Here is a 25002-nt window from a genome sequence, read left to right on the forward strand (position 1 = left end):
ACGCGGTCACTGCGGCGGGTTGCCGTGCTTGCGCGACGGGAGGTCGGCGTGCTTGTCGCGCAGCATCCGCAGGCCGCTGATCAGGGCGGACCGGGTCTCGCGGGGGTCGATCACGTCGTCCACGAGACCGCGCTCGGCCGCGTAGTAGGGGTGCATCAGATCGTTCTTGTACTCCTTGATCTTCTGCGCCCGTACGGCGTCGGGGTCCTCGGCCGCGGCGATCTCGCGCCGGAAGATGACGTTGGCGGCGCCCTCGGCGCCCATCACGGCGATCTCGTTGCCGGGCCAGGCGAGGGTGAGGTCGGCGCCGATCGACTGCGAGTCCATGACGATGTAAGCGCCGCCGTAGGCCTTGCGCAGGATGACCGAGACCCGGGGGACGGTGGCGTTGCAGTAGGCGTAGAGCAGCTTGGCGCCGTGCCGGATGATGCCGCCGTGCTCCTGGTCGACGCCGGGCAGGAAGCCGGGCACGTCGACGAGGGTGACCAGCGGGATGTTGAAGGCGTCGCAGGTGGAGACGAAGCGGGCGGCCTTCTCGCTCGCGTGGATGTCCAGGACGCCCGCGAGCGAGGCGGGCTGGTTGGCGATCACCCCGACGACATGGCCGTCCAGCCGGGCCAGGGCGCACAGCACATTGGTCGCCCAGCCGGCGTGGACCTCGAAGAACTCGCCGTCGTCGACGATCTCCTCGACGACGGCGCGCATGTCGTACGAGCGGTTGGGGTCGGACGGGACGAGGTCCAGGAGCGCGTCGTTGGAACGCTCGGCCGGGTCGGCGGGCAGCTCGTGCGGGGGCATCTCGCGGTTGTTGGAGGGCAGCAGCGACAGGAGGTAGCGGACGTCCTCCAGGCAGCTCTCCTCGTCGTCGTAGGCGAGCGAGGCCACCCCGGAGACCGTGGCGTGCACATCGGCGCCGCCCAGACCGTTCTGGCTGACCTGCTCGCCGGTGACCGCCTGGATCACGTCCGGGCCGGTGATGAACATCTGGGAGATGTCCCGCACCATGAACACGAAGTCGGTGAGCGCGGGGGAGTAGGCGGCGCCGCCCGCGCAGGGGCCGAGCATCACGCTGATCTGCGGGATGACCCCGGAGGCGCGGACGTTGCGCTGGAAGATGCCGCCGTAGCCGGCGAGCGCCGAGACGCCCTCCTGGATGCGGGCACCGGCCCCGTCGTTCAGGCTGACCAGGGGCGCGCCCGCGGCGGCGGCCAGGTCCATGATCTTGTGGATCTTCTGGGCGTGCGCCTCGCCGAGCGCCCCGCCGAAGATCCGGAAGTCGTGCGCGTAGACGAAGACGGTACGGCCGTGGACGGTGCCCCAGCCGGTGACCACACCGTCGGAGTGCGGCCGCCGGTCCTCCAGGCCGAAGCCGCGGGCGCGGTGCCGGCGTAACCCCTCGACCTCGGTGAACGACCCCTTGTCGAGCAGCAGGGCGATGCGCTCGTGAGCCGTCAGTTTGCCCTTGGCGTGCTGGCGTTCCGTGGCCGCGGGGTCCTGGCCCAGCCGCGCCGCGGACTTCAGCTCCCGGAGTTCCGCGATCCGCTCGTGCAGCGTCCCGTCACCCATGTCTATTTACGCTCCGCATCCGATGCAGGCCGTGGTGTTGCAAAAGAATCGGCAGTCCATTGCGATGGCCGTCCAGTCGAACACGAAACCGGCCCGGTCCGCATCGTTCCGGGCCGAACACTGGACAAAAGTACAGAGGTCAGCACAGGGCCAGGTCCCGCGCAATGTATCGAAAGTTCAATTTACGACGCATGCGCCAGGTGCTAGCTTCCCGCTCGGTGGCCTCTTGTGTTGTGTCCGCCCCAGAAAGGCCGGCCGGAAATGCGAACTCGCGGAAGGGAGCCTCAGTGAGCGGCAACATAGTGGACCTGGAGGAATTTGGTCCAGTGTTTACCGAGAATCCCTATCCGATTTATCGGGAACTGCGGGCGAGAGGCCCCGTCCACCGGGTGCGGCTGCCCGGCGGCCTGGAGGCGTGGCTCGTCGTCGGTTACGAGGAGGCGCGGGCCGCGCTCGGCGACGCCAGGCTCCGCAAGGACTGGTCCTTCGCCGCCCCCGAGCTGCGCAGGATGCGCACCGGCAGCGAGGAGAACACCACCCAGCTGTTCGGCCGGAGCATGCTCAGCGCCGACCCGCCGGACCACAGCCGGCTGCGGAAGCTGGTCTCCAAGGCGTTCACACCGCGCCGCATCGAGGCGCTGCGGCCGCGGATCGAGGAGCTCACCGCGGACCTCGTCGGCGCCCTGCCCGCGCAGGGCCGGGCCGACGTCATGGAGACGCTGGCCTACCCGCTGCCCATCGCCGTGATCTGCGAGATCCTCGGGGTGCCCGCCCTGGACCAGGACCGCTTCCAGGAGGCGTCCAACAAGCTGATCTCCTCGGACGCCCCGACGCCCGACTACTTCGACAGCGCCGCGCGCCTCAACGCCTACCTCGACGAACTGGTCGCGGAGAAGCGGCGCGCGCCCGGCGACGACGTCCTCAGCGCGCTCGTCCACGTCACCGACGAGGACGGCGGCCGGCTGAGCGACGAGGAGCTGCGCGGCACGGCGTTCGTCCTGCTGTTCGCGGGCCACGAGACGACCGTCAACCTCATCGGCAACGCCACGCTGGCCCTGCTGACGCACCCGGAGCAGCTGGCCGAGGTGCGCGGGGACTGGTCGCTGCTGGACGGGGCGATCGAGGAGACCCTGCGCTGGGAGGGGCCGGTGGAGGCGACGACCTGGCGGTTCGCCTCGGAGGACCTGACGATCGGGGACACCCTGGTCTCGGGGGACGGCGGCATCGTCCTGGTCTCCCTGGTGTCCGGGAACCGGGACGAGGCGGTGTACGAGGACCCGGAGTCCTTCGACATCCACCGGAAGACCGGCGGGCACCTGGCCTTCGGGCACGGCATCCACTACTGCCTGGGGGCGGCGCTGGCCCGGATGGAGGCCCGGATCGCGCTCCGCGCGCTCTTCGAGGGCTTCCCCGGCCTGGCCCTGGACGTCCCGGTGGACGAGCTCCGCTGGCGCCCCGGGATGCCGATGCGCGGCCTGCTCACCCTCCCGGTCGACCTGGGCGGGCCCGCCCCGCTGTACGGGGGCCGGGAGGTCTCGGCGGCCGCGGCCTGACGGCCGTGGCGTGCCCTGTGAACCGTCCGGCGACCTGCGCCGCGACGTGTTCGGTGACGTGTCCGGCGACCTGTTCCATGACGACGGAGCCCGCGTGCCGCACGCGGGCTCCGTCCCCGTTCCCGTTCCCGTCCGCGTCGCTACGCGGGGGCCGGTCCGCCCGCGGCGGCCAGCGCCCGGTCCGTCGCGTCCCTCCAGGCCATCCAGCTCAGCAGGGCGCACTTGACCCGCGCCGGGTATTTGGAGACACCCGCGAAGGCGACCGCGTCGTCCAGGACGGCCTCGGCCGCCTCGTCGGGCGCGGTCCGGCCCTTCGACTGCATCAGCTCCAGGAACGCGCCCCGGATGCGCTCCGCCTCGTCCAGGTCGCGGCCGACCAGGAGGGTGTTGAGCACGGAGGCGCTGGCCTGGCTGATGGAGCAGCCCTGCCCCTCGTAGGAGACGTCCTTGACCACCCGGCCGTCGAGCTTCACCCGCAGGGTGATCTCGTCACCGCAGGTCGGGCTCACGTGGTGCGCCTCGGCGTCGCCGTCGCGCAGCCCTCGACCGTGCGGGTGCTTGTAGTGATCGAGGATCACTTCCCGGTACATCGAGTCGAGATTCATGGCGGGTTCCCTCGGCTTCCGTCAGCTCTTGGACATGGCCGGGGCGGTGGCGGCCGCCTCGTCCGGGGCTCCCTCGCCCTTCTTGATGAGCCGGCTCGCGATGCCCGAGGAGATCAGGCCGAGCACGATGAAGCCGAGCCCGAAGAGACTGAGGTTGTGCACGCCGACCAGCCGGATGCCGGCGGCGCCGGTGAGGCCGGAGGCGGACACCGCGAGGTACGTGGCGGCGGCGTTGAGGCCGATGGTGAGGGTGCCGTGCGCCGGGGAGATCGTCAGGAGGCGGTGCTGGAGCGGGACCAGCGAGGCCCAGCCGCAGATGCCCCAGACGAAGATGGCCACGATCGCGGTGCCCAGGTACCGGTTGGACAGCGGCATCAGCGCGAAGTCGATGCCCGCGACGATGATCGCGACGGCGATGATGCGCTTGCCCGGGATCCGGTCGGTGAGCCGGCCGGCGCCGAGGTTGCCGACGGTCGCTCCGGCGCCCCACACGAAGAGCAGCACGGCCAGGATCGTGCCGTCGCCGTCCGTGGCCCGGTCGTAGGACTCGGCCACGAAGCTGTAGTTGGTGTACAGGCCGGTGAAGACCAGCACGGTGGTCAGCAGGGTGAAGCCGACCCGGGCGTCCTTGAGCGGCGCCATGCGCTTGCGCAGGTTGACCGGGGGCATCGAGGGGACGTCGGGCATCTGCACGGCGATGCCGACGGCGCCGAGCACGCTGAGCACCGCGACGAACCAGAGCGTCGCCTGCCAGTTGACCTGGCTGCCGATGACCGTGCCGATGGGCGCGCCGAGGGCGGTGGCACCGCTGAGGCCGGCCATCACGATCGCGAGGGCCCGGCCGCGCTGCTCCGGCGGGGCGAGCGCCGCCGCGGTGGTGCTCGCGGTCGGGGTGAACATCGCCGCGCCGAGACCGGCGACCGCGCGGCTGGCCAGCACCAGGCCGAAGGTGGGCAGGACCGCGGTCAGCGCGTTGCCGATCGCCAGGATGAGCAGACCGGCCAGCAGCAGGCGCTTGCGGGGCCAGTGCGCGGTCGTGGCGGCCACGATGGGCGACAGGATCGCGTAGGTGAACGCGAAGACCGTGATGAGCAGGCCCGCGGTCGAAATGCTCACGTCGAGCGAGTCGGAGATCTCGGGGAGGATTCCTGCGATGACAAAGCTGTCCGTACCCACCGCGAAGGTTCCTAGGGTAAGGAAGAGCAGGCGACTGTACATTTCCCCTCGCTTAATACGTAACAGATCGTTTGACAGTCGTCATACTAGAGCTCCGCCCCGCGAGCATGTCAAGGTACAGTTTGATCGCCATGCAACGGATACAATCGCTGCGTCGACTTGGCGGAGGGAGGCCCGGTGGCTCGCTACCTCGCGGAACCGGACGCGGTGGGCATCAAGTTCGTGGAGGTCATGCGCGCGCTCGCGGACCCGGTCCGGCTGCGCATGCTCCTGGTGCTGGCGGACGGCGAGTACCACCCGTGCTTCCCGGAGGAGTTCCTGGTGGGCGTCCACAAGTCCACGCTGTCGCACCACTTCCGGGTGCTGCGCGAGGCGGGGATCACCCGGACCCGCCTGGAGGGCCGCAACTATTTCGTTCAATTGCGTAGAGAAGACCTGGATGCCCGATTCTCCGGCCTGCTGGACGCGGTGCTCGGCGGCGCCCGGGAATTGGGCATGACGGACGCGCCCGACGCGGCCGATGCCCGGAGCGTTGCCGCGGACGGTCTCGGAAACGATGTCTGAAAAAATGCCTAAAACTTGTTTCGTCCGCGGTACGTGAGATGAACGCGGGGTTGCGCCGCAGTGTAAAAATAGTTCAAAATGCACCAACCTCCCGTCAAAGGCGGCGCACAGTGCCTTCGGGACATGCGCATACTGGGCGGCGTCGACGGTGCGGAGCGAAGTCGCAATTCTCCGCATCCAGGAGCTGAGATGATAGAGACCAAACCGGTCGCAGGGCGCCGGGAGCGGAATAAGCAGCGGGTGCGCCAGAGGTTGTACGCGGCGGCCGTCACACTTTTCGCGAAGCAGGGCTACGACCAGACCTCGATCGACGAGATCACCGAAGAGGCCGATGTCGCGCGGGCCACGTTCTTCAATTACTTCCAGCGCAAGGAAGACATCATCATCGCCTGGGGCGACCTGCGGCGGGAGAAACTCCAGGCCAGCCTCGGCTATATGCCCGTGCCGCGCGGCGATGTCGTGGCACGTCTCGATCAGTGCGTGTCCGCCCTCGTGGACATCAACGAGGAGGAGCGGGACATCACCCGCGCCATGCTCCTCGCCTGGGTGAAGGCCGGCCGGCCGATGCTGGAGGACCCCTACTCCAGCGGGATCTTCGCGGAGATCGTCGAGGAGGGCATCCGGCAGGGCCAGGTGTGCCCCGACGTGGACGCGTCGCGGGTGGGCCAGCTGCTCCGCGACGCCTATCTGGGCGCCCTCTACCGCTGGACGCAGGGGAAGGGCGTGGACGCCCACCTCTATGTGGAACTGCGGGAGCTGTTCCACATCATCCTCCGGGGCATCATGCCCGGCTACGCGCTCGGCGTGGAGCGGCCGCTCGCGGCCGCCCCCGAACCGAGCGGGGCCCCCGGCGCCGCCTGACGGGCACGGCGGCACGTCCGTACGACGACCCCGCGTACGGACACGCCTGTACGGACACGCCTGTACGCGCACCCGCGTACGGACGGCGCCGTACGGGGACCCCGGCCGCGGCTACCGCAGGGAGCGCGCCAGGCTCCCGATGCTGTCCTCGCCCAGCAGACGGCCGATGCCCAGGTCGACACCGTGCTCGGTGAGCAGCCTGCGGCGCAGCTGACCTGCCATCAGGGAGTCCAGCCCGAAGTCGCGCAGCGGCCGGCGGCCGTCGATCCGTTCGGGCGGCAGCCCGAGCACCGCGGCCACCTGGGCCAGGAAGCGCTCCTCGGCCGTGGCCGCCGGGACGGGCTCCGGGGCCGGCCGCGCGCCCGGGGGACTCGTCTCCGCCGCCGGGGGCGCGACGGCGAAGGCGACGGGGGGCGGCCCGGCGATTCCCGCGGGCGGCGCGACGGGAGGCCGGTGCGCCCCGGCCGCGGAGCGCGGACCCGGCCCGGACCCGGCGGGCGCGGTCCGGGAGGCCACCTGTCCGAGCAGGCTCCCGACGTGCGACAGCAGCGCCGTGGCACCGCCGCGCACGGAGGCGACGGCCGGTGCGCTCACGACGGACTCCGGCAGCCTCGGCAGCAGCGAGGCCATCCGCCGCGGCAGGGGCACCTCGGCCCCGGCGATCCTGTGCATCCGGATCCCCCGGAACGCGGCGAGGACGGTGCCGTCGCCGTCGAGGAGCAGCACCTCGGCCCGCCCCTCCGGTCGCGCCGGGTCCGGCACGAACCGCGCCAGGCTCCAGAACTCCGCCGGGAGTTCGCCCGCGATGTCCACACTGCCGAAGGACACCGGGACGTACGCGCACGTCGCGGCGGACGGCGCGCCGCCCAGCGGATAGGCCGCGGCGACGGACTGGAGGCCCGCCTCCCACAGGGCCGGCTGCCCCGCCCCCGCCAGCCGCATCCGGGCGACCGCCTGACCGTCCGTCCGCCATGCCTGGGCCACCGCGCGGGACGCCGCACTGAACTCGTAACCGCGCGCCACGGCCAGGCGTTCGAACTCGGCGCCGGGAAGATAGGCGCGGCAGCGGGCCAGGGCGTCGTGCAGCTCGTCGGCGCCCCGCCCGGCGCCGGCCTCCTCGCCGTGCCGGACCCGGGCCGTCATGCACAGCACGGGCGGCCGCGCGTCGCCCGGCGGACGCAGCGCCTCCACCCGGGCCCGTGCCCCGCCCTCCGGGCCGTCGTCCGTGAGCGTGACCCGGAGCGTCACCCCGGAGCCCTCCGTCACGTCGACGAACTCCTCGCCCAGCCGGACGTCCTCCAGGACGGGGCGGCCGTCGTCCCCCTCACCGTCGGCGCGCGCCGTGTCGAGCACCGCCGCCATGTAGTAGGAGGGCGGGATCGGCGCGAGCCCGCGCAGGGAGGTGACCGCGACCGCCCCGGTCACCGGGAACTCGCGCACCCGCTCGCGCCGAGGGGCGGGCCGCGCGGGGCCGGCGGGCAGCCGGTAGGTCTCGGTGTCCCAGGGGTAGCCGGGCAGCGGGACGACCGGGCCGCGGGAGGAGAACCAGCGCTCCCACGCCACGGCGGCCCCCTGGCTGTACAGCTGTCCCAGCGACCGGGCCATCATCAGCCGCTCGTCCTCGTGCCGCCGCAGCGAGGCGACCGCCGGCACGGGGGATCCGAGGTCGCTCAGGACGTCGTCGACCGCCGTCAGCAGGGCGGGGTGCGGGCTGATCTCCAGGAAGACGTGCTCGCCCTCCTTCGCCACGGACCGCACGGCCTCGGCGAACTCCACCGGGCGGCGCAGGTTGTCGGCCCAGTAGGCGGCGTCGAGCTCCGGCCCCCGGACCCGGTCGCACCGCACGGTGGACACCATCGCGGTCTCCACCCGCTTCGGCCGCAGGCCGGCGAGCGCGGTCAGCAGGTCCTCGCGGATCAGGTCCATGTCGGGGGAGTGGGAGGCGACGTTCACCTTCAGCGCGCGGTGGAAGACGCCCCGCCCGTCCAGGACCCGGCCGAGCTCCCGCAGCTCGTCCGGGGCGCCCGCGAGCACCGTCGACCTCGGCGAGTTCTCCACCGCCACACAGAGGGAGCCGAAGCCGGCCGCGGCCCGCCGCGCCTCGTCCGCCGAGAGCTCGACGACCGTCATGGCGCCGAGCCCGGCCACCCGCTCCATCAGCCGGCTGCGGCGGCAGATCACCGCGGCGGCGTCCTCCACCGAGAGCGCCCCGGCGACCTGGGCGGCGGCCACTTCCCCCATGCTGTGGCCGACGCAGACGTCGGGCTCGACGCCCCGCTCGCGCCAGGCCGCGGCCAGGGCGACCTCGACGGCCCACAGCAGGGGCTGGACGACGGCGACGTCGTCGGGCAACTCCTCCGTGGCCGTGGTGAGCAGCTCGGTCACCGACCAGCCGAGCTCGTTCCGCACCGCCTTGTCGCAGGCGTCCATGGCGGCGCGGAAGGCGGGCGAGGTCTCCAGCAGCCGGCGGCCCATGCCGAGCCACTGCGAACCCTGGCCGGGGAAGACGAAGACGGTCTTGCGGGTGCCGCCGAACCCGGCCTCCGCGATGCCGCCGTCGGGGGTCTCCGCCCCGTCGGCGAGGGTCCGCAGCGTGGCGGCGAGGCCGTCGTGCGTCGTGCCGACCGCCCACAGCCTGTGGGTGTGCGCGTCGCGGCGCGTGGCCGCGGTCGCGCAGACGTCCCGGAGCGCGTGCCGGCGGCCGGGCCCCTCCGGGCCGAGGTGCGCGGCGTACGCGCGGGCCAGCCGCCGCAGCGACGCGTGCGACCGGGCGGACAGGACCAGCAGGTGCGGGCCGTCGCCGTCGTCGGCCGTGGCGGGGGCGGGCTGCGGGACGTACTCGCCGATCACGGCGTGGACGTTGGTGCCGGACAGCCCGAACGAGCTGACCCCGATCAGGGCCCGGTCGCCGGCCTTCTCCAGCGGCCGGTTGGCCCGGACGAGGTCGAGGGGCGAGTCGTCCCGCGCGAGCAGCGGGTGCGGCGTGCGGACGTGCAGGGAGGCGGGGATGACGCCGTGCCGGGCGATCAGTACGGCCTTGATGAGGCCGGCGACCCCCGCGGTGGCCTCGGTGTGGCCGATGTTGCTCTTCACCGAGCCGATCGGCAGCGGTCGTCCGGCCGGGCGGTGGTCCGCGACGGCCTCGGCGAGGGCGCGCAGCTCGACGTCGTCGCCGACGGGCGTCCCGGTGCCGTGGGCCTCCACGTAGTCCAGCCGCGCGGGGGTGACCCCGGCGCGGCGGCACGCCTCGTGGATCATGTCGGACTGGCCGGACACGGCGGGCTGGAGCAGCAGGCCGGAGCCCCGGCCGTCGTTGTTGCAGACGCTGCTGTGCAGCACGGCGAGGACGGGGTCGCCGTCGCGCTCGGCGTCCGCGAGCCGCTTGAGCACCACGACGGCCACGCCCTCGCTGCGGACGAAGCCGTCGGCGGTGACGTCGCCGAACTTGCAGCGGCCGTCCGGCGCCATCATGGCGCCCTGGGTGTAGGCGATGGAGTCCTCGGGCGACAGGATGATGTTGACGCCGCCCGCGAGGGCCAGGTCGCTCTCGCCGGTGAGCAGGCTCTGCCGGGCGGTGTGGACGGCCGTCAGCGAGGACGAGCAGGCGGTGTCCAGCACCATGCTGGGTCCGCGCAGGTCCAGCGCGTAGGAGACGCGGCCCGCGGTGATGGCCCGGAGCCGGGTGCCGGCGGCGGTGCGCACGGTGCGGTCGGCCGGCGCGATGGTCTCGCCGTACTCGGCGGTGGCCTGGCCCACGAACACGCCGGTGCGGCTGCCCGCCAGGCGGGAGGGGACCACGCCCGCGCTCTCCAGCGCCTCCCAGACCACCTGGAGGAGAAGACGCTGCTGGGGGTCCGAGGTGACGGCCTCCACCGGGGAAATCCCGAAGAATCCGGCATCGAAATCGAACGGCTTGTCGAGAAAACCGCCGAAGGCCGACACGGTCTTCCCGGGGGTGCCACCGGTCGGGTCGTGGTGGTCGGCCACGGGGTAGCGGTCGGAGGGCACCGGTGTGATCGCGTCGGTGTTCTCCGTCAGCATTTTCCAGAATGCGTCGATATTCTTTGCGGCGGGAAATCGGCATCCCATTCCGATAACAGCAATATCTTTCCCGTTCTCGCCGTTCAGGTGCTTCATGCTTCAAATGTATACCAGTGCGCATGTTTTATTCGGAGAGAAGTCGGCGGCCTTCTCCGGCCACTCGCGCACCTGACCGGCATATGTGCATTGATCGGCATTTGCGCATTTATGTTTCCTTGACTGAGACGTGGGTCACGATTAAGTGCGCCGGAGTGCAAAGACCGTCTACTGTCCAGTTGTAGACGCGAGTCCATGTTTTGGGTTGTCGACGCGAGGGGGTCGGTGGCGGATGCCTGACTGGTGGCCGCAGATCAGGAGGGTGGATCTCCTGTCCATCCGGGAGAAGGACGTGTTCTGGCTGCTCGGGGCGGGTTGTTCCAACCGCTCCATCTCGGTGCGACTTCAGGTCACGGAGCGCACTGTCAAGGCCCATGTGGCCCGCATACTCACCAAGTTGGAAGTGGAATCCCGTCTTCAGGCCGGTCTCGTCTCGTACATCTACCACCAGACGCAAGGGCGCCATCTCGCCGCGGTCAAGGCCGGCTGAACGGCCGAGTCCGGTGGGCCGGGCGGTGGCCGGAACCGGCCGCCGCGCCGTGCGCCCCCGGCCCTCATTGTTCGAGGAACGTCAAACCTTTGCAAGGCCGGCGGCCGGGCGGGGGGAGGGGGAGGCGGGTCCCGTCGTTGCGTCCTTCGCTCCGCACCGCCGGTCACGCCTCTTTCGCCGTCCCGCTGTGCAGGAGAATCGAAAATGATTTATCGCAGCCCTTTCCAGGACATAGATCTTCCGGCCCGACCGCTCGACGAATACATTCTTGAGGGCGCCGTGGAGCGCGGTGCCCACCCCGCCCTGGTCGACGCGGCGAGCGGTCGGACCATTACTTATGCCGAGCTGGCCGAGCTGGTCGGATCCGTGGCCGCGGGGCTCGCCGACGCCGGGCTGAAGCCGGGTGAGGTGCTGGCGGTTTATTCCCCGAATTCCCTTTTCTACCCGGTGGCCTGTCTCGCCGCCGCCCGGGCCGGTGCCGCCGTCACCCTGGTGAATGCGCTGGCCACCGCCAAGGACCTGGCCCGCCAGCTGCAAGATGCGGAAGCCCGCATTCTCTTTACCGTCTCCGCATTGCTCCCCACGGTCCGCGAGGCCGGCGCCGGGACCGTGCGCGAGGTGTTCGTCCTGGACGCGGACGAGCACCACCGGAGCATCGGCGACCTGGCCCGTTCCAAAGGCGCGCGCCCGGCCGCCGACGCCGCCCGCGGCAGCGCGGACACCGCGCTGCTGCCGTACTCCAGCGGCACCTCCGGAGCGCCGAAGGGCGTGGTGCTCACCCACGGCAACGTCACCGCGAACATCGCCCAGATGAGCCACGCCCTGGAGGTCACCCCCGACCACCGGGTGCTGGCGGTGCTGCCCTTCTTCCACGCGTACGGCTTCAGCACGCTGATCGGCGTCACCCTGCGCTCCGGTGCCACCCTGGTGGTCCTGCCGCGCTTCGACCTCGCGGGCTTCCTCGACGTCCTGACCGGGCAGCGCATCACCCACGCCCTCGTGGCGCCGCCCATCGCACTGGCCCTCGCCAAGCACCCGCTGGTGGAGGGCCGCGACTTCTCCTCGATCCGGCAGCTGCTCAGCGCCGCCGCCCCGCTCAAGCCCGAGCTCGCCGAGATGGTCCACCGGCGCATCGGCGTCCCCGTCGTCCAGGCCTACGGCATGACCGAGCTGTCCCCCGGCGCCCACGTACCGCCCCGCGGCCAGACCCCGCCCCCCGGCTCGGTCGGCAAGCCGCTGCCCTCCACCGAGTGCCGGCTGGTCTCGCCCGACCACGGCCGCGACGTCGCCCCGGGCGAGGAGGGCGAGCTGTGGGTCCGCGGCCCCCAGGTCATGCGCGGCTACCTGGGCAGGCCCACCGACACCGCCGAGGTGGTGGACGAGGACGGCTGGCTGCACACCGGCGACCTGGCCCGGGTGGACGAGGACGGCTGGTTCTTCATCAGCGACCGGGTCAAGGAGCTCATCAAGTACAAGGGCTACCAGGTGCTCCCCGGCGAGCTGGAGGCCGTGCTGCTCACCCACCCCGGCGTCGCCGACGCCGCCGTCGTCGGCGTCACCGACGAGGACGGCATGGAGACCCCCAGGGCCTACGTCGTCGCCGCGCCGGGCCCGGGGGACGGCACGGCGCTCACCGCCGAGGCCGTCATGGAGTACGTCGCGGCCCGCGTGGCCCCGTACAAGAAGGTCCGCTCGGTCGTCTTCCTCGACGCCCTGCCCCGCTCGAACGCGGGCAAGATCCTGCGCCGCGAGCTCCGGAACCCCGCCGCGCGGGCCGTCTCGTGAGACCCGGCCTCCTGGCCCGCCCGGTCCCGGCCAGGCTCCAGCGGCGGGCCGAGGCCCCTGTGCGGGGCGCCCGAACAGCTCAAGGGCATCGCCGGGCGGCTCGTCCTCGCGGGGCCGGGGTGACCGCTGTGGCCGGAGCGGATTCCGCATGGGGCAGAAGGGGGTAGGGAACCGTGGGCGCGGGATTCCCGTTCTCCGGGTGGGGGTACGCGGCCAAAAGATCGTCCCCAAGCACGAGTGCATTCTTTTGCCTACCCATTACCCTGGTCGCAAGGCCGCGCAGGGTGGCCACGGAGGAGTGAGGATGAGGAGCAGCAACCCGGTCTTCTCGCGAGGGTTCCGCGACAACGGCTACGCCGGCTTCAACGGTGCCCCGCAGGCCGGGACCGCGGCCCAGGGCAGCCCGTACGCGAACAACCCCTACGCGGAGCCCACCAACCCGTACGCGACGAACCCGTACGCGCAGGGCCCCGACGTGCAGCACGGCGCCCCGCAGGCCCCGGCGCAGCCGGGCCGGATGACGATGGACGACGTCGTCATGCGTACCGGCACCACGCTGGGCCTGGTCGTCGTCGCGGCGGCCATCGGCTGGGCGGCGAAGATCCCCGTGGGCGTCGGTTTCGCCGCGGGCCTCGTCGCGATGGTGCTCGGCTTCGTCCAGTCCTTCAAGCAGAAGCCGGTCCCCGCGCTGATCCTGGGGTACGCCGCGCTGGAGGGCCTGTTCCTCGGCGTGGTCAGCCGGTCGTACAACCACTACGCGGACGGCGCCCCGGTCCAGGCGGTGCTCGGCACGATCGCCGTGTCCGTCGGCGTCCTGATCGCCTACAAGACGAAGCTGATCCGCGTCGACCGCCGCTTCATCCGCTTCGTGACGGCGGCCGCGATCGGCTTCGTCCTGCTGATGCTGGTGAACGTCCTGTTCGCCGCCTTCGGCGGCGGTGACGGCCTCGGCCTGCGCTCCGGCCCGCTCGGCATCGGCGTCGGTGTCATCGGCGTGCTGATCGGCGCGGCGTTCCTGGCGATCGACTTCAAGCAGATCGAGGACGGCGTCCGCTACGGCGCCCCCCGTGAGATCGCCTGGATGGCGGCCTTCGGCCTCACGCTGTCGCTGGTGTGGATCTACGTCCAGATGCTCCAGCTGGTCACCGCCATCACCGGCAACGACTAGCGCCCCGGCCTGACGGCCGGCGGCTGACGAAGGGCCCGGGAAGACACCGTCTTCCCGGGCCCTTCGCATGTACGTGCCCCGTTGTGCGGTGCTGATCGGGGTGGGCGTCCGCTACCGGAGCTTCCGCGCGGCCCGTCGGAGGTCGTACTCGTGGACGATCGCTTTGGCATGGCCGTAGGCGAGGTCGTGCTCTCCACGGAGCCAGCTCACCTTCTCCTCGAATCGGAAGAGGGAAGGGCCTTCTTCTACCGTGCGCAGCCAGTCCGCGACTTCACGGCCGGTGCAATGAGGGATACGGGAGAGCAGATTCCGGTGGGTCTCGTCGGAGAAGACGTGGGACATCGGCGCCTCCGGACGCGTCGGCTGATGGTCCTTCCTGTCACCGTGCCTGAGTGTTCATCCGTTGGCAACAGTCCGTCGGCGGCGCATAGGCTCGCGCTGTGGATGATGTGACGCCTCTTCTTGCCGCCGTGGACGCCTACGCCGACCGGCTGCGGTCCCTGCCGCAGTCCCGTCTGAGCAGGGGGGCCGCGGCGGAAGCGCTGGCCCTGGCCCGAGAGTTGGCCGCGTGGACCCAGCGGCTGGAGGAACCGGACGCGGTTCCGCCGCGCGAGATGCCGGACGCGGGGATCTTCGCGGTCGCGGACCAAGTGGCGGTGGCGGGCCATGATTTGGCCGAAGCGCTGTCCCTGGCGGGGGCGTCCGGTGAGGGTGCCCTGCCGGAGGGGGTGGGGGTCGCGGAGGCGGTGGCCCGGGTGGAGGAGGCGGGGAGGCGGAGCGGGGTGGTGTGACGGGGGGTGGGGACGGTGGGGGTGCCGCTGCGCGGGGCTTTGTCCCCTACCCGCCCCTTCCCGAGACCGGGGGCAAGCCCCCGGGCCCCCGGTTCCGCGCTGACGCGCGGTGGCCTCAATCGCCGGCCGGGCTGAATGTGCCCGGTTCCGGGGGAAGGCCCCGTGCACCTACAGACCCGTCAAGGCGAAGCGATCACCCGATCGGCCAGGACGTAGATCTTCTCCACCGCACAGGCGAACGTCAGCGCGTACGCCCCCGAAACCCCCGACCCCCCGAGAAGCACGGGCGCGTCCCCCGCGTCCAGCGCCGCCCCCAGCCGCTCCGCCGTCTCGCGGTGGCCCGGCGTCATGCAGAGCGTCGTGCCGTCGGCGAAGACGTAGACGTCGAGGGTGCCCAGCGGCCCCGGCCGGACGTCGGTCAGTGGAATCCGGGCGTCGGAGAGTTCGGCGAGCCGCTCGACGGTGGTCTCGTGGTCCCCGGCGGGACCCGCGGGGGTGAAATCGGGGTGGGACGGGTGCCGGCGGCGCGCGGCGGCCAGCTCCGGGGACTCCGCGGCCTCCGTCTCGGCGGCCGAGGCGGACTCGCCCAGCGGCTCCAGGCCCACGAGGTCGGCCTGGCGGGGCAGGTAGAGGCTGCCGTACGGGCCCTCGGGGCCCAGCAGGTCGTCACCGAGCCCGGGCAGGCCGCCGAGCAGCGACGGGGCGTCCGCGCCGCTGGGGTCCCTGGCCTCCTGGGCCGCCCAGAAGGCGCGGGCCTCGGCGAGCTCGCGCTCGCGCTCCTCGGCGAGGGCGTCGGCGACGGCGGCCCGTATCTCCGCGATCTCGGCACCGGGGGCGGGCCGGGCGTGCGGAACCTGGGCGCGCTCGCGTCGCTCCGCGCCGGCCGCGGCGAGGTCGGCCCGCAGGGCCGCGATCTGCCGGCGCAGGCCGCGCGTGCTGTGGAGGGCGGCGGCACCCGCCGCCGTGGCGGTGGCAGCGGCAAGCAGCAGGGCAAGGGACAAGGCGCTCACTGACGTACTCCCGGTTGCTATAGGTCCCCCAGATTCCTACCTCAGCTTCGCCCGTGATGCTGTATGGCCACAGTGCAAAACGTCATGAAGGGGACGGGACTTAGGGCCCGGACGTTGCCTCTTCAACATATCTGACCTGCGGAAACGAATCGCCCCCAGGGCGTTGGTCACATCCTGGGGGCGATTCGGTCACGGTCACGTATGGGCCGTGGAAAAACAGTTCGGTATCAGCTCAGCCGCGCGACCCGACGCACGTCCTCGCCTCGCTTCCGCTCAGCTCAGCCGCTCGATGACCATCGCCATCCCCTGCCCGCCGCCCACGCACATCGTCTCCAGGCCGAACTGCTTGTCGTGCCACTGGAGGGAGTTGATCAGGGTGCCGGTGATCCGGGCGCCCGTCATGCCGAAGGGGTGGCCGACCGCGATCGCGCCGCCGTTGACGTTCACCCGGTCCAGGTCCGCGCCCAGCGCCTGGTAGGACGGGATGACCTGGGCCGCGAAGGCCTCGTTGATCTCGATCAGGTCGATGTCGCCGATGCCCAGGCCGGCCCGGCGCAGCGCCTGCTTGCTGGCCTCGACCGGGCCGAAGCCCATGATCTCGGGGGAGAGCGCCGAGACGCCGGTGGAGACGATCCGGGCCAGCGGGGTCAGGCCCAGCTCACGCGCCTTGGTGTCGGACATGATCACCAGGGCGGCGGCGCCGTCGTTGAGCGGGCAGCAGTTGCCCGGCGTGATCAGGCCGTCGGGGCGGAAGGACGGCTTCAGGCCCTGCACGCCCTCCAGGGTGACGCCGGCGCGCGGGCCGTCGTCCTTGGCGACGACCGTGCCGTCCGGGGTGGTGACCGGGGTGATCTCGCGGGCCCAGAAGCCGTTCTTGATGGCTTCCTCGGCGAGGTTCTGCGAGCGGACGCCGAACTCGTCCATCTCCTGACGGCTGATGCCCTTCAGGCGCGCCAGGTTCTCGGCGGTCTGGCCCATCGCGATGTACGCGTCCGGCACCAGGCCGTCCTCGCGCGGGTCGTGCCACTCGTCCCCGCCCTGCTCGGCGCGGGCGGCCGTGCGGGCCTCGGCCTCGGCGAAGAACGCGTTGTGGCTGCCCGGCATGCCGTCGGAGGAGCCGTTGACGGTCCGCGAGACCGTCTCGACGCCCGCCGAGATGAAGACGTCGCCCTCGCCCGCCTTGATGGCGTGCAGCGCCATCCGCGAGGTCTGGAGCGACGAGGAACAGTAGCGGGTGATCGTGCAGCCGGGCAGGTGGTCCATGCCCATCTGGACGGCCACGATCCGGCCCAGGTTGTGGCCCTGCTCGCCGCCGGGCAGGCCGCAGCCGAGCATCAGGTCGTCGATGTCGCGCGGGTCGAGCTCCGGGACCTTGGCGAGCGCGGCGCCGATGATCGTCGCGGTCAGGTCGTCGGCGCGCATCTCCTTCAGCGAGCCCTTGAAGGCGCGGCCGATCGGGGAGCGGGCGGTTGAGACGATCACGGCTTCGGGCATCACGGCTCCAGTGGGCGTGGGAAGGCGGGCCTGAGGCGGGCCTGCCGAGCGCCTGGGCGGCGGGACGACAGGGCCTGTTGGAAGTTACCCGTCCGTAGGGCTCCGGTCACGGCTTGGAGGCTGTGATGCGGACCTCTTTTCTAAGCGGTCGCTCAGGGGGGGGCGGCCGGGGTGCGGCGGGAGGGGGCGGGGCGGGGTGGGCCCGGCAAGGGGCGTGACGCGTGATTTGCGGGCCGTACGGCGAGCAACTGTTCGACGTCGCGCAACGGGGCCCGTAAATCATGCAGCCCCGGAGGGCCCACCCCGCCCCGCCCCCGACCCACCACGCACCCGCACCCGCACCCGCACACGAGCCCGCACCCTCACGACCCCCGCCCCACCCGCAGCCAAGCGTGATGCGGCGTAGCCTCCGTATGGGCCGGCAGATGGCGCCGCTTGCGGTGCTTGAGCAGGGCCCAGCGACCGCGTGCCGCCGTGACCTCGGTGCCGCCCTCGGCCGCCGCCTCCGCGGCCGCCCGGGCCACCGGCAGGATGCCCTCGCGGCGTGCCACGTCCGGCCGCTCCTCGTCCTCCGGCCACAGCCCCAGCGCCGCGCACAGCGTCGGCAGCACGGCCATGGCCGCCGTGGCGTAGCCCTCCGCGGACGGGTGGTAGTTGTCGGGTCCGAACAGCTCGCGGGGGTTCTGCGCGAACTCCGGGCCCAGCAGGTCGCCGAGCGAGACCGTACGGCCGCCGGCCTCCAGGACGCCGATCGTCTGGGCCGCCGCCAGCTGCCGGCTCAGCCGCTTGGCCACCCAGCGCAGCGGCTGGTAGACGGGCTCGATGGTGCCCAGGTCGGGGCAGGTGCCCACTACCACCTCGCTGCCCGCCTCGCGCAGCCTGCGCACCGCGTCGGACAGCAGCCGTACGGAGCGGGCCGCCGGCATCCCGTGGGTGACGTCGTTCGCCCCGATCATGATCACGCAGACGTCGGGGGCCGGACCGTCGTCCAGCAGCAGGGTCACCTGCCGGTCCAGGTCGTGGGACTGGGCGCCGGAGAGCGCCACGTTGCGCAGCGTCACCGGCCGCTCGGCGACCGCCGCGAGCCCCGAGGCCAGCAGGGCCCCGGGCGTCTGCCGGGGCCGGTGCACGCCCTGTCCCGCCGCCGTGGAATCGCCGAGCACCCCCAGCAGCAGCGGGTCCCGGCCGAGCCGGTGGACGAACGCGGAGCCGTAGCGGCCGTCCGCGTGCGGCGGCGACCCGTGGGCCCCGCCGACCACCCGCCTGGCCAGCCGCGCCTCGGTGAGCAGGACGCCGACCGCCGTCGCGCCCAGCAGGCCGATACCGCCACCGCCGTACGCCGCGGCGGCCGCGATCCGCCGTGCGACTCTCGCCCTCGACATGGACATGGGCCCCGACCTCCTCCCGCTCCGACGGTACGCACCCCCGCCGGACCCCGCTAACTGGTTGTTGCCCCGAGCACACCCCCGTGCAACGCGGGGCCGTGTCCCCTCGACGGCGCAATAGGCTGGAGATACGGGTACGCGATGCGCTAGTGCCCCTGACCGCGGAGATCACCGTGCAGTATCACGATTCGATGGTTGAGCTTGTCGGCAACACCCCGCTTGTGAAGCTCAACAGCGTGACCGAAGGCATCCAGGCCACCGTGCTTGCCAAGGTCGAGTACTTCAACCCCGGCGGTTCCGTGAAGGACCGGATCGCCGTGCGGATGATCGAGGCCGCCGAGAAGTCCGGCGAGCTCAAGCCCGGCGGCACCATCGTGGAGCCGACCTCCGGCAACACCGGTGTGGGCCTGGCGATCGTGGCCCAGCAAAAGGGCTACAAGTGCATCTTCGTGTGCCCGGACAAGGTGTCCAACGACAAGATCAACGTGCTGCGCGCCTACGGTGCCGAGGTCGTCGTCTGCCCCACGGCCGTCGACCCGGAACACCCGGACTCCTACTACAACGTCTCGGACCGCCTGGTGCAGGAGACGCCGAACGCCTGGAAGCCCGACCAGTACAGCAACCCCAACAACGCCCTGTCGCACTACCACTCCACCGGCCCGGAGATCTGGGAGCAGACCGAGGGCAAGATCACTCACTTTGTGACCGGCGTGGGCACCGGCGGCACCATCAGCGGCACCGGCCGCTACCTCAAGGAGGTCAGCGACGGCCGGGTCAAGGTCATCGGCTCCGACCCCGAGGGCTCCGTCTACAGCGGCGGCTCCGGCCGTCCGTACCTGATCGAGGGCGTCGGCGAGGACTTCTGGCCCAGCGCCTACGACGGCACGGTGACCGACGAGATCATCGCGGTGTCCGACAAGGACGCCTTCCAGATGACCCGCCGCCTCGCCCGCGAGGAAGGCCTGCTCGTCGGCGGCTCCTGCGGCATGGCGGTCGTCAGCGCCCTGGAGCTCGCCAAGCGCCTGGGCCCGGACGACGTCGTCGTCGTGCTGCTGCCCGACAGCGGCCGCGGCTACCTCAGCAAGATCTTCAACGACGAGTGGATGGCGGACTACGGCTTCCTGGAGGAGCCGGGCGACGCCGCCCGCGTGGGCGACGTGCTGCGCCGCAAGGACGGCGGCATGCCCTCGCTGGTGCACATGCACCCCGAGGAGACGGTCGGCGAGGCCATCGAGGTGCTCCGCGAGTACGGCGTCTCGCAGATGCCCATCGTCAAGCCGGGCGCGGGGCACCCCGATGTGATGGCCGCCGAGGTCATCGGCTCGGTCGTGGAGCGCGAGCTGCTGGACGCCCTGTTCACGCAGCGCGCCTCGCTCAGCGACCCGCTGGAGAAGCACATGTGCCCGCCGCTGCCGCAGGTCGGCTCCGGTGAGCCGGTCGCGGACCTGATGGCGGTCCTCGGCGAGGCCGACGCGGCGATCGTGATCGTCGAGGGCAAGCCCAAGGGCGTCGTCAGCCGCCAGGACCTGCTGGCCTTCCTGGCCGAGAGCGCCGCTCCCGCCAAGTAGGCGCCGGGCGGGCGCCGGACCGCGCGCGGGGGCGGGTACCGGGCCCCGCGCGCCAAGTGGGCGTCAAGTCACGCGGATGACGCATAAAGGGTACGTATGCGTCACGCGCCCGCAGCACGGACTTAACAACGGTCCGGCATATTGAGGGGTGTCGGCGAGGGTCCGCCCGGACCGGCACCCCAGAGCGGCGGCAGGACCTCCGGAGCGGCTCCCGGACTTCCAAGGCCGTCCGGACACGGATGGACCGGCCCTGACCCGGAACCGTGTCCTGGTGGGGGACCGCCGTCGTCCCGACTCCGGCCTCGGCCGGGGTACGGCGGCCCCCCGCCCATCCCTCCCGGCCGGGCCCGCGGCTTCCCGGCGTCTCCGCCGAGGCCCAGCCGGGGCCCGCGCGTTTTCGTCGGTCCCTGTCACCCCGTCGGTTCCTGTCACCCCGTCAGGCCCTGCCGGCGCTCGTCAGCGCTCGTCGTCGGGCTTGCGGTGGTGCGGCCAGGGGAAGACCCCGGCCGAATTGAGCGCGTTGACGCCCACGATGCCCGCCCACGTCACCAGCAGACCGGCCAGCCCGGCGTTGACGACACCGATGGCGGACAGCGGGATCGCCAGCACCAGCGAGATCGCCGCGAAACCGAACCGCTCCCCGAAGCTGCCGGGCCCCGTGTCGGCGGGCCGCGGCCGGGCGCCCCGGGCGGCGGCCATCTGCTGCTCCGCCAGATGGCGGCGCACATGGCGGTCGATCGTCGTGTCGATCTTCCGGTCGACCTTGTCCAGGAAGCCGTCGACCAGCTCCGACTCGTACTCCGGCCCCAGTTCCTTGCGGGTCTGGAGGGTCGCGTCGAGTTCCTTCTTCATCTCTGACTTCGTCTCGGGGTCGTGGGCCGTCATGCGGACGACGATACGGTCACGGGAGCCCCGGGTCGTTGGGGCTAGCACCCGTATCCGCAGTGGGGGCTGTCCCCGGACCGCCGGCGGGCCCCCGTGGAAGGAGCAGTCCGTGCCCGAACCGACCGTACCCCTGCTGACGTCCCTCGCCGCCGGAGCGGGCGGCGCCGGCGGCCCCGACCTGCCCGACGCCCTGACCGTCGCCGGCCGGACCTGCTCGCGCGAGGAACTGCTGGGCGCCGCGGCCGCCGTGGCGCACCGGATCGCCGGGGCGCCGTCCGTGGCCGTCCAGGCGGAGGCCACCCTGGAGACCGTCGTCGCCGTCGTGGGCGCGCTGCTCGCCGGGGTGCCCGCCGTGCCGCTGCCGCCGGACGCCGGGCCCGCCGAGCGGGACCACATCCTGCGCGACTCCGGGGCCGCCCTGGTGCTGGGCACCGGCGGCGACCTGCCGGTCGACGCGGCGGAGCGGGCCGACTGGTCCGGGGCCGAGCCGGACCCCGCGGCCACCGCCCTGATCCTCTACACCTCGGGCACCACCGGCTCGCCCAAGGGCGTCCTGATCCCGCGCGCGGCCGTCGCCGCCGGCCTGGACGGGCTCGCCGGGGCGTGGGCCTGGACGGCCGAGGACACCCTCGTCCACGGCCTGCCGCTGTTCCACGTGCACGGCCTCGTCCTCGGTGTGCTGGGCGCCCTGCGCACCGGCTGCCGGCTCGTCCACACCGGCCGGCCCACCCCGGCGGCGTACGCGGCGGCCGGCGGCAGCCTCTACTTCGGTGTGCCCACCGTGTGGTCCCGCGTGGTCCGGGAACCGGACGCGGCCCGGGAGCTCGGCAAGGCGCGGCTGCTGGTGTCGGGCAGCGCGCCGCTGCCCGCGCCCGTCTTCCGCGACCTGGAGGCGCTCACCGGGCAGCGGCCCGTGGAGCGCTACGGCATGACGGAGACCCTGATCACCGTCTCGACCCGGGCCGACGGCGACCGCCGCCCCGGCTCGGTGGGCCTGCCGCTGCCGGGCATACGGACCAGACTGGCGCGGACCGAGAACGGCGTCGGCGAGCTGGAGGTGTCCGGGCCGACCCTCTTCGCCGGCTACCTCGGCCGTCCGGAGGCGACGGCGGCCGCGCACACCGAGGACGGCTGGTTCCGCACCGGCGACATCGCGACCCTGGACCCCGACGGGATGCACCGCATCGTGGGCCGGGCTTCCGTCGACCTGATCAAGACCGGTGGCTACCGGGTCGGCGCGGGCGAGGTCGAGAACGCCCTCCTGGACCACCCCGCGGTGCGTGAGGCGGCCGTCGTCGGCGTGGACCACGACGACCTCGGGCAGGAGATCGTCGCCTATGTGGTGGCCGACGGGGTGTCCGAGCGGACCCTGATCGACTTCGTGGCCGGACACCTCTCGGCACACAAGCGGCCCCGCCGCGTCCGGTTCCTGGAGGCGCTGCCGCGCAACGCGATGGGCAAGCCGCAGAAGAAGCTCCTCCCGCCGCTGTAGCGGTGGGCGGCGGCCCCTGGAAAGCGCCCTCCTGCATAATTCCATGCAGGACCAGGGGCCGTGAATGACCGTGCGAGGCCCCGCCGGCGGACCCGCCGACGGTCCGTACCGAGAACGTGGAGGGCCGATGAGTGACAACGGAGGCGAGCCGGAGGCCACGGCACGCCTGCAGAAGCTCTTCGAAGGGCACCGGCTGACGCCCACCCAGCGCCGGATCGCCCACTGCGTGGTGCGGCGGGCCGCCGACGCGCCGTTCCTCTCCAGCGTCGAGCTCGCCGAGCTCGCGGGCGTCAGCCAGCCTTCCGTGACCCGCTTCGCGGTCGCCCTCGGCTTCGACGGCTACCCCGCCCTGCGCCGTCACCTGCGCGAGGTCGTCCCCGCCACCGCCGAGCCCGGCGAGAGCTCGTACAACGAGTACCAGGAAGCGGTCCAGGCGGAGATCGACAACCTCCGCCACCTCGCCTCCCTGCTCGCCGACCCCGAGCCCGTCGCCCGCGCCGGGCGGCTGCTCGCGCGGTCGAGGCCGCTGCCCGTGCTCGGTCTGCGCGCCGCCACCGCGCAGGCGGCGGGCTTCGCCTACTTCGCCCGCAAGGTCCACCCCGACGTCCGGCTGCTCGACGAGGGCGGCACGCTCCTCGCCGACCGCATAGACGCGGCCGTACGGGCCGGTGCGAGCACCCTGCTGTGCTTCGCGCTGCCCCGCCACCCGCGCGAGGTGGTCGAGGCGCTGGAGTACGCGCGGGGCGAGGGCCTGACGGTCGTCACCGTCGCGGACTCCACCTTCGCGCCCGTCGCCCGCCACAGCGACCTGCTGCTGCCCGCGGCCGTCGGCACCGGCCTCGCCTTCGACACGGCGTGTGCGCCGATGCTGCTGGGGCGGGTGCTGCTGGAGGCCATGTGCGACGCGCTGCCCGACGCGCAGGCGCGGCTGGAGGAGTTCGACGCGAAGGCGGCGGCGCGGGGGCTGTTCGTGGAGTGAGGGGCTCTGCCCCGGACCCCGGTCCTCAAGCGCCGGACGGGCTGAAAATCAGCCCGTCCGGCGCTTGAGGACATTCGGGAAGGGGCGGGGTGGGGAAAGGCCCGCCGCAGGCGTACCCCCGGCCCGTACCCGGCCTTACGCCCCGCCGGACATCCGCACCTCAGGGAAGCGGGCCGACCGGCCGTCGAGGAGGCCACCGTCCCGGCCCTTCAGGAACCGGTCGAAGAACGCCACCACGTACGCCCGCGTCGTCGCCACCGCCCGCTCCGGCCGCACGGTCCCCAGGGTCTCCCTCAGATCGTCCCCGGACAGCGCGCCCCGCCGGGACAGGGCCGGCAACAGGGACGCGGCGTCGGTGTACGCGGCGTGCCGCGAACCGGCCATGGTCAGCTCGGCGTTCCAGCCGCGCGAGTGCCGCCGGAAGGACGTCCACGACGCCCGGTTCTCCGCCGCGCCCGGCCCCTCGGAGCCCATCAGCAGGAACGGCCGGTCCACGCCCTCGCGGGCGGCGCCGCTCAGCGCGCTCCCGGAGGCGTCCGGGAGGGGGAAGGCCATCTGCCCGTCCATGTTGACGCCCGCCCGGACCCGGCGGTCCTCCAGCATGGTCTGAGCCGCGGTCAGACCACCCATGGAGTGCCCGGCCATGCCGACGCGCCGCAGGTCCATGGCGTCGGCGAGACCCCTCGGCATGGCCCGCCGCCACCCGGCGTCACCACCCAGGGCGTCGAGGACGAACCGGGTGTCGCCCACGCGCGCCGCCAGCGACCGGCGCAGCGCGGCGTCGATCTCCGAAGGGCCCGTACGGGGGTCCTCGGCGAGCGCGGGCAGCACGGACTCCACCAGCCGCCCGCCGGGGAAGGAGACCTCCGACGAGTCGTAGGTGTGGTCGACCGTCACGACGACGTAGCCGCGCGACGCCAGCTCCTCGGCCAGACCGGTGTTCCAGGTGCGCGGGTCGCCCAGGCCCGCCGAGTACAGGACGACCGGGAGGGACCGGGCACCGCGTGCCACCGGCACGTCCACGCGTGCGTGGGTGCGCGTGGCCGCCCAGTCGGCCGCGCCCGCGCGCACCCGGTAGTTGGCCTCCGCCGCGCCGCCCGCCGCCCCGAAGTGCCCGGCGGACGCGGCGTCCATGTGCGGGGCGGTCCGGCCCCGCCCGCCACCGTCCGCCGGGTAGAACAGGCCGACCATCACCTCGCGGTCCCCGCTCTCCGGCTTCCACGGGTCCCGGCGGGCGGCGTCCACCAGGTGCCGGGTCGCCGTGCCGACGGCGTACGGGCCGGTGGGGGCCGGCAGCGCCGCGTGCGGCCGGGCCGTGGCCGCCGCGCCGTCCGTGCCCGGCAGCGCCTCGGCCCGGCCCGCCGTCGTGCCCAGCAGCGCCGTGCCGGCCAGCACCCCCGCCGCCAGTACGGCCCGCCGCCTCAGTCTCCGCTCGTGCGCCGCCATGTCCCGCCCCTCCCGTTCGCCCGGTGCGCCGACTCTAGGGAAGGGGT

At 72.6% G+C, this 25002-nt stretch carries 20 protein-coding genes; 10 read left to right on the forward strand and 10 right to left on the reverse strand.

Features of this window, described 5'->3' with window-relative positions:
• Positions 1-6: 6 nt before the first annotated feature.
• On the reverse strand, positions 7-1566 hold the full coding sequence (locus LUZ64_RS18690) for an acyl-CoA carboxylase subunit beta (protein WP_095581747.1): 1560 nt from the start codon (positions 1564-1566) through the stop codon (positions 7-9).
• Between the two features lie 326 nt (positions 1567-1892).
• Here LUZ64_RS18690 and LUZ64_RS18695 point away from each other — a divergent pair, with 326 nt between their 5' ends.
• On the forward strand, positions 1893-3119 hold the full coding sequence (locus LUZ64_RS18695) for a cytochrome P450 family protein (protein ID WP_232390159.1): 1227 nt from the start codon (positions 1893-1895) through the stop codon (positions 3117-3119).
• A gap of 140 nt (positions 3120-3259) precedes the next feature.
• Here LUZ64_RS18695 and sufU read toward each other — a convergent pair whose 3' ends face one another.
• Positions 3260-3724, reverse strand: coding sequence for a Fe-S cluster assembly sulfur transfer protein SufU (sufU, locus tag LUZ64_RS18700; RefSeq protein ID WP_095581745.1), 465 nt, complete (start codon positions 3722-3724; stop codon positions 3260-3262).
• Positions 3725-3745: 21 nt separating this feature from the next.
• On the reverse strand, positions 3746-4942 hold the full coding sequence (locus tag LUZ64_RS18705) for an MFS transporter (protein WP_095581744.1): 1197 nt from the start codon (positions 4940-4942) through the stop codon (positions 3746-3748).
• A 135-nt stretch (positions 4943-5077) separates the two neighbouring features.
• On the opposite strand from LUZ64_RS18705, the gene LUZ64_RS18710 reads away from it, so the two are divergent.
• Both LUZ64_RS18710 and LUZ64_RS18715 read left to right on the forward strand, forming a co-directional pair.
• The gene (locus tag LUZ64_RS18710; protein ID WP_308251429.1) at positions 5078-5464 is read left to right on the forward strand and encodes an ArsR/SmtB family transcription factor; all 387 of its coding nucleotides are present in this window, start codon (positions 5078-5080) and stop codon (positions 5462-5464) included.
• Between the two features lie 189 nt (positions 5465-5653).
• On the forward strand, positions 5654-6325 hold the full coding sequence (locus tag LUZ64_RS18715) for a TetR/AcrR family transcriptional regulator (RefSeq protein ID WP_170116763.1): 672 nt from the start codon (positions 5654-5656) through the stop codon (positions 6323-6325).
• Positions 6326-6436: 111 nt separating this feature from the next.
• On the opposite strand, the gene LUZ64_RS18730 is transcribed toward LUZ64_RS18715, so the two are convergent.
• Entirely contained in the window at positions 6437-10462 is a 4026-nt protein-coding gene (locus tag LUZ64_RS18730) for a type I polyketide synthase (RefSeq protein ID WP_095581742.1), read from the reverse strand.
• A 232-nt stretch (positions 10463-10694) separates the two neighbouring features.
• On the opposite strand from LUZ64_RS18730, the gene LUZ64_RS18735 reads away from it, so the two are divergent.
• The 3 genes from LUZ64_RS18735 (at position 10695) to LUZ64_RS18745 (ending at position 13905) form a co-directional block, all read left to right on the forward strand.
• Complete coding sequence (locus LUZ64_RS18735; protein ID WP_095581741.1) at positions 10695-10952, forward strand: response regulator transcription factor; 258 nt, start codon at positions 10695-10697, stop codon at positions 10950-10952.
• Positions 10953-11156: 204 nt separating this feature from the next.
• Positions 11157-12737, forward strand: a complete 1581-nt coding sequence (locus LUZ64_RS18740; RefSeq protein ID WP_232390158.1) for an AMP-binding protein — start codon at positions 11157-11159, stop codon at positions 12735-12737.
• A gap of 304 nt (positions 12738-13041) precedes the next feature.
• Positions 13042-13905: a Bax inhibitor-1/YccA family protein gene (locus LUZ64_RS18745; protein WP_095581740.1), complete on the forward strand. Its 864-nt coding sequence runs from the start codon at positions 13042-13044 to the stop codon at positions 13903-13905.
• A gap of 111 nt (positions 13906-14016) precedes the next feature.
• Here the strand turns inward: LUZ64_RS18745 and LUZ64_RS18750 are convergent, their stop codons facing one another.
• Positions 14017-14247 carry a DUF4287 domain-containing protein gene (locus tag LUZ64_RS18750; RefSeq protein WP_095581739.1) on the reverse strand — a complete coding sequence of 77 codons (231 nt, stop codon included), beginning with the start codon at positions 14245-14247 and terminating at the stop codon, positions 14017-14019.
• 98 nt (positions 14248-14345) lie between these two features.
• Here LUZ64_RS18750 and LUZ64_RS18755 point away from each other — a divergent pair, with 98 nt between their 5' ends.
• Positions 14346-14696 (forward strand): hypothetical protein, encoded by a 351-nt coding sequence (locus LUZ64_RS18755; RefSeq protein ID WP_232390157.1) that lies wholly within the window; start codon positions 14346-14348, stop codon positions 14694-14696.
• Between the two features lie 179 nt (positions 14697-14875).
• Here the strand turns inward: LUZ64_RS18755 and LUZ64_RS18760 are convergent, their stop codons facing one another.
• The 3 genes from LUZ64_RS18760 to LUZ64_RS18770 all read right to left on the reverse strand — a co-directional run bounded on the left by LUZ64_RS18760 (position 14876) and on the right by LUZ64_RS18770 (position 18588).
• Positions 14876-15706 carry a hypothetical protein gene (locus LUZ64_RS18760; protein WP_232390156.1) on the reverse strand — a complete coding sequence of 277 codons (831 nt, stop codon included), beginning with the start codon at positions 15704-15706 and terminating at the stop codon, positions 14876-14878.
• Between the two features lie 273 nt (positions 15707-15979).
• On the reverse strand, positions 15980-17200 hold the full coding sequence (locus tag LUZ64_RS18765) for an acetyl-CoA C-acetyltransferase (RefSeq protein WP_095584790.1): 1221 nt from the start codon (positions 17198-17200) through the stop codon (positions 15980-15982).
• Positions 17201-17562: 362 nt separating this feature from the next.
• Positions 17563-18588, reverse strand: a complete 1026-nt coding sequence (locus tag LUZ64_RS18770) for an SGNH/GDSL hydrolase family protein (protein WP_095581577.1) — start codon at positions 18586-18588, stop codon at positions 17563-17565.
• A gap of 170 nt (positions 18589-18758) precedes the next feature.
• Between LUZ64_RS18770 and LUZ64_RS18775 the strand changes: the two genes are divergently transcribed.
• Positions 18759-20153 carry a cystathionine beta-synthase gene (locus LUZ64_RS18775; protein WP_095581592.1) on the forward strand — a complete coding sequence of 465 codons (1395 nt, stop codon included), beginning with the start codon at positions 18759-18761 and terminating at the stop codon, positions 20151-20153.
• Between the two features lie 456 nt (positions 20154-20609).
• On the opposite strand, the gene LUZ64_RS18780 is transcribed toward LUZ64_RS18775, so the two are convergent.
• Complete coding sequence (locus tag LUZ64_RS18780) at positions 20610-21038, reverse strand: hypothetical protein (protein ID WP_095581578.1); 429 nt, start codon at positions 21036-21038, stop codon at positions 20610-20612.
• 130 nt (positions 21039-21168) lie between these two features.
• On the opposite strand from LUZ64_RS18780, the gene LUZ64_RS18785 reads away from it, so the two are divergent.
• Together LUZ64_RS18785 and LUZ64_RS18790 are read left to right on the forward strand one after the other, a co-directional pair.
• Positions 21169-22530 (forward strand): acyl-CoA synthetase, encoded by a 1362-nt coding sequence (locus LUZ64_RS18785; RefSeq protein WP_372472004.1) that lies wholly within the window; start codon positions 21169-21171, stop codon positions 22528-22530.
• Between the two features lie 127 nt (positions 22531-22657).
• Complete coding sequence (locus tag LUZ64_RS18790) at positions 22658-23509, forward strand: MurR/RpiR family transcriptional regulator (RefSeq protein WP_095581580.1); 852 nt, start codon at positions 22658-22660, stop codon at positions 23507-23509.
• Positions 23510-23644: 135 nt separating this feature from the next.
• On the opposite strand, the gene LUZ64_RS18795 is transcribed toward LUZ64_RS18790, so the two are convergent.
• Complete coding sequence (locus LUZ64_RS18795) at positions 23645-24955, reverse strand: alpha/beta hydrolase family protein (RefSeq protein ID WP_095581581.1); 1311 nt, start codon at positions 24953-24955, stop codon at positions 23645-23647.
• Positions 24956-25002 lie beyond the last annotated feature (47 nt).

The organism is Streptomyces albireticuli (assembly GCF_021228125.1).
GTDB lineage: Bacteria > Actinomycetota > Actinomycetes > Streptomycetales > Streptomycetaceae > Streptomyces > Streptomyces albireticuli.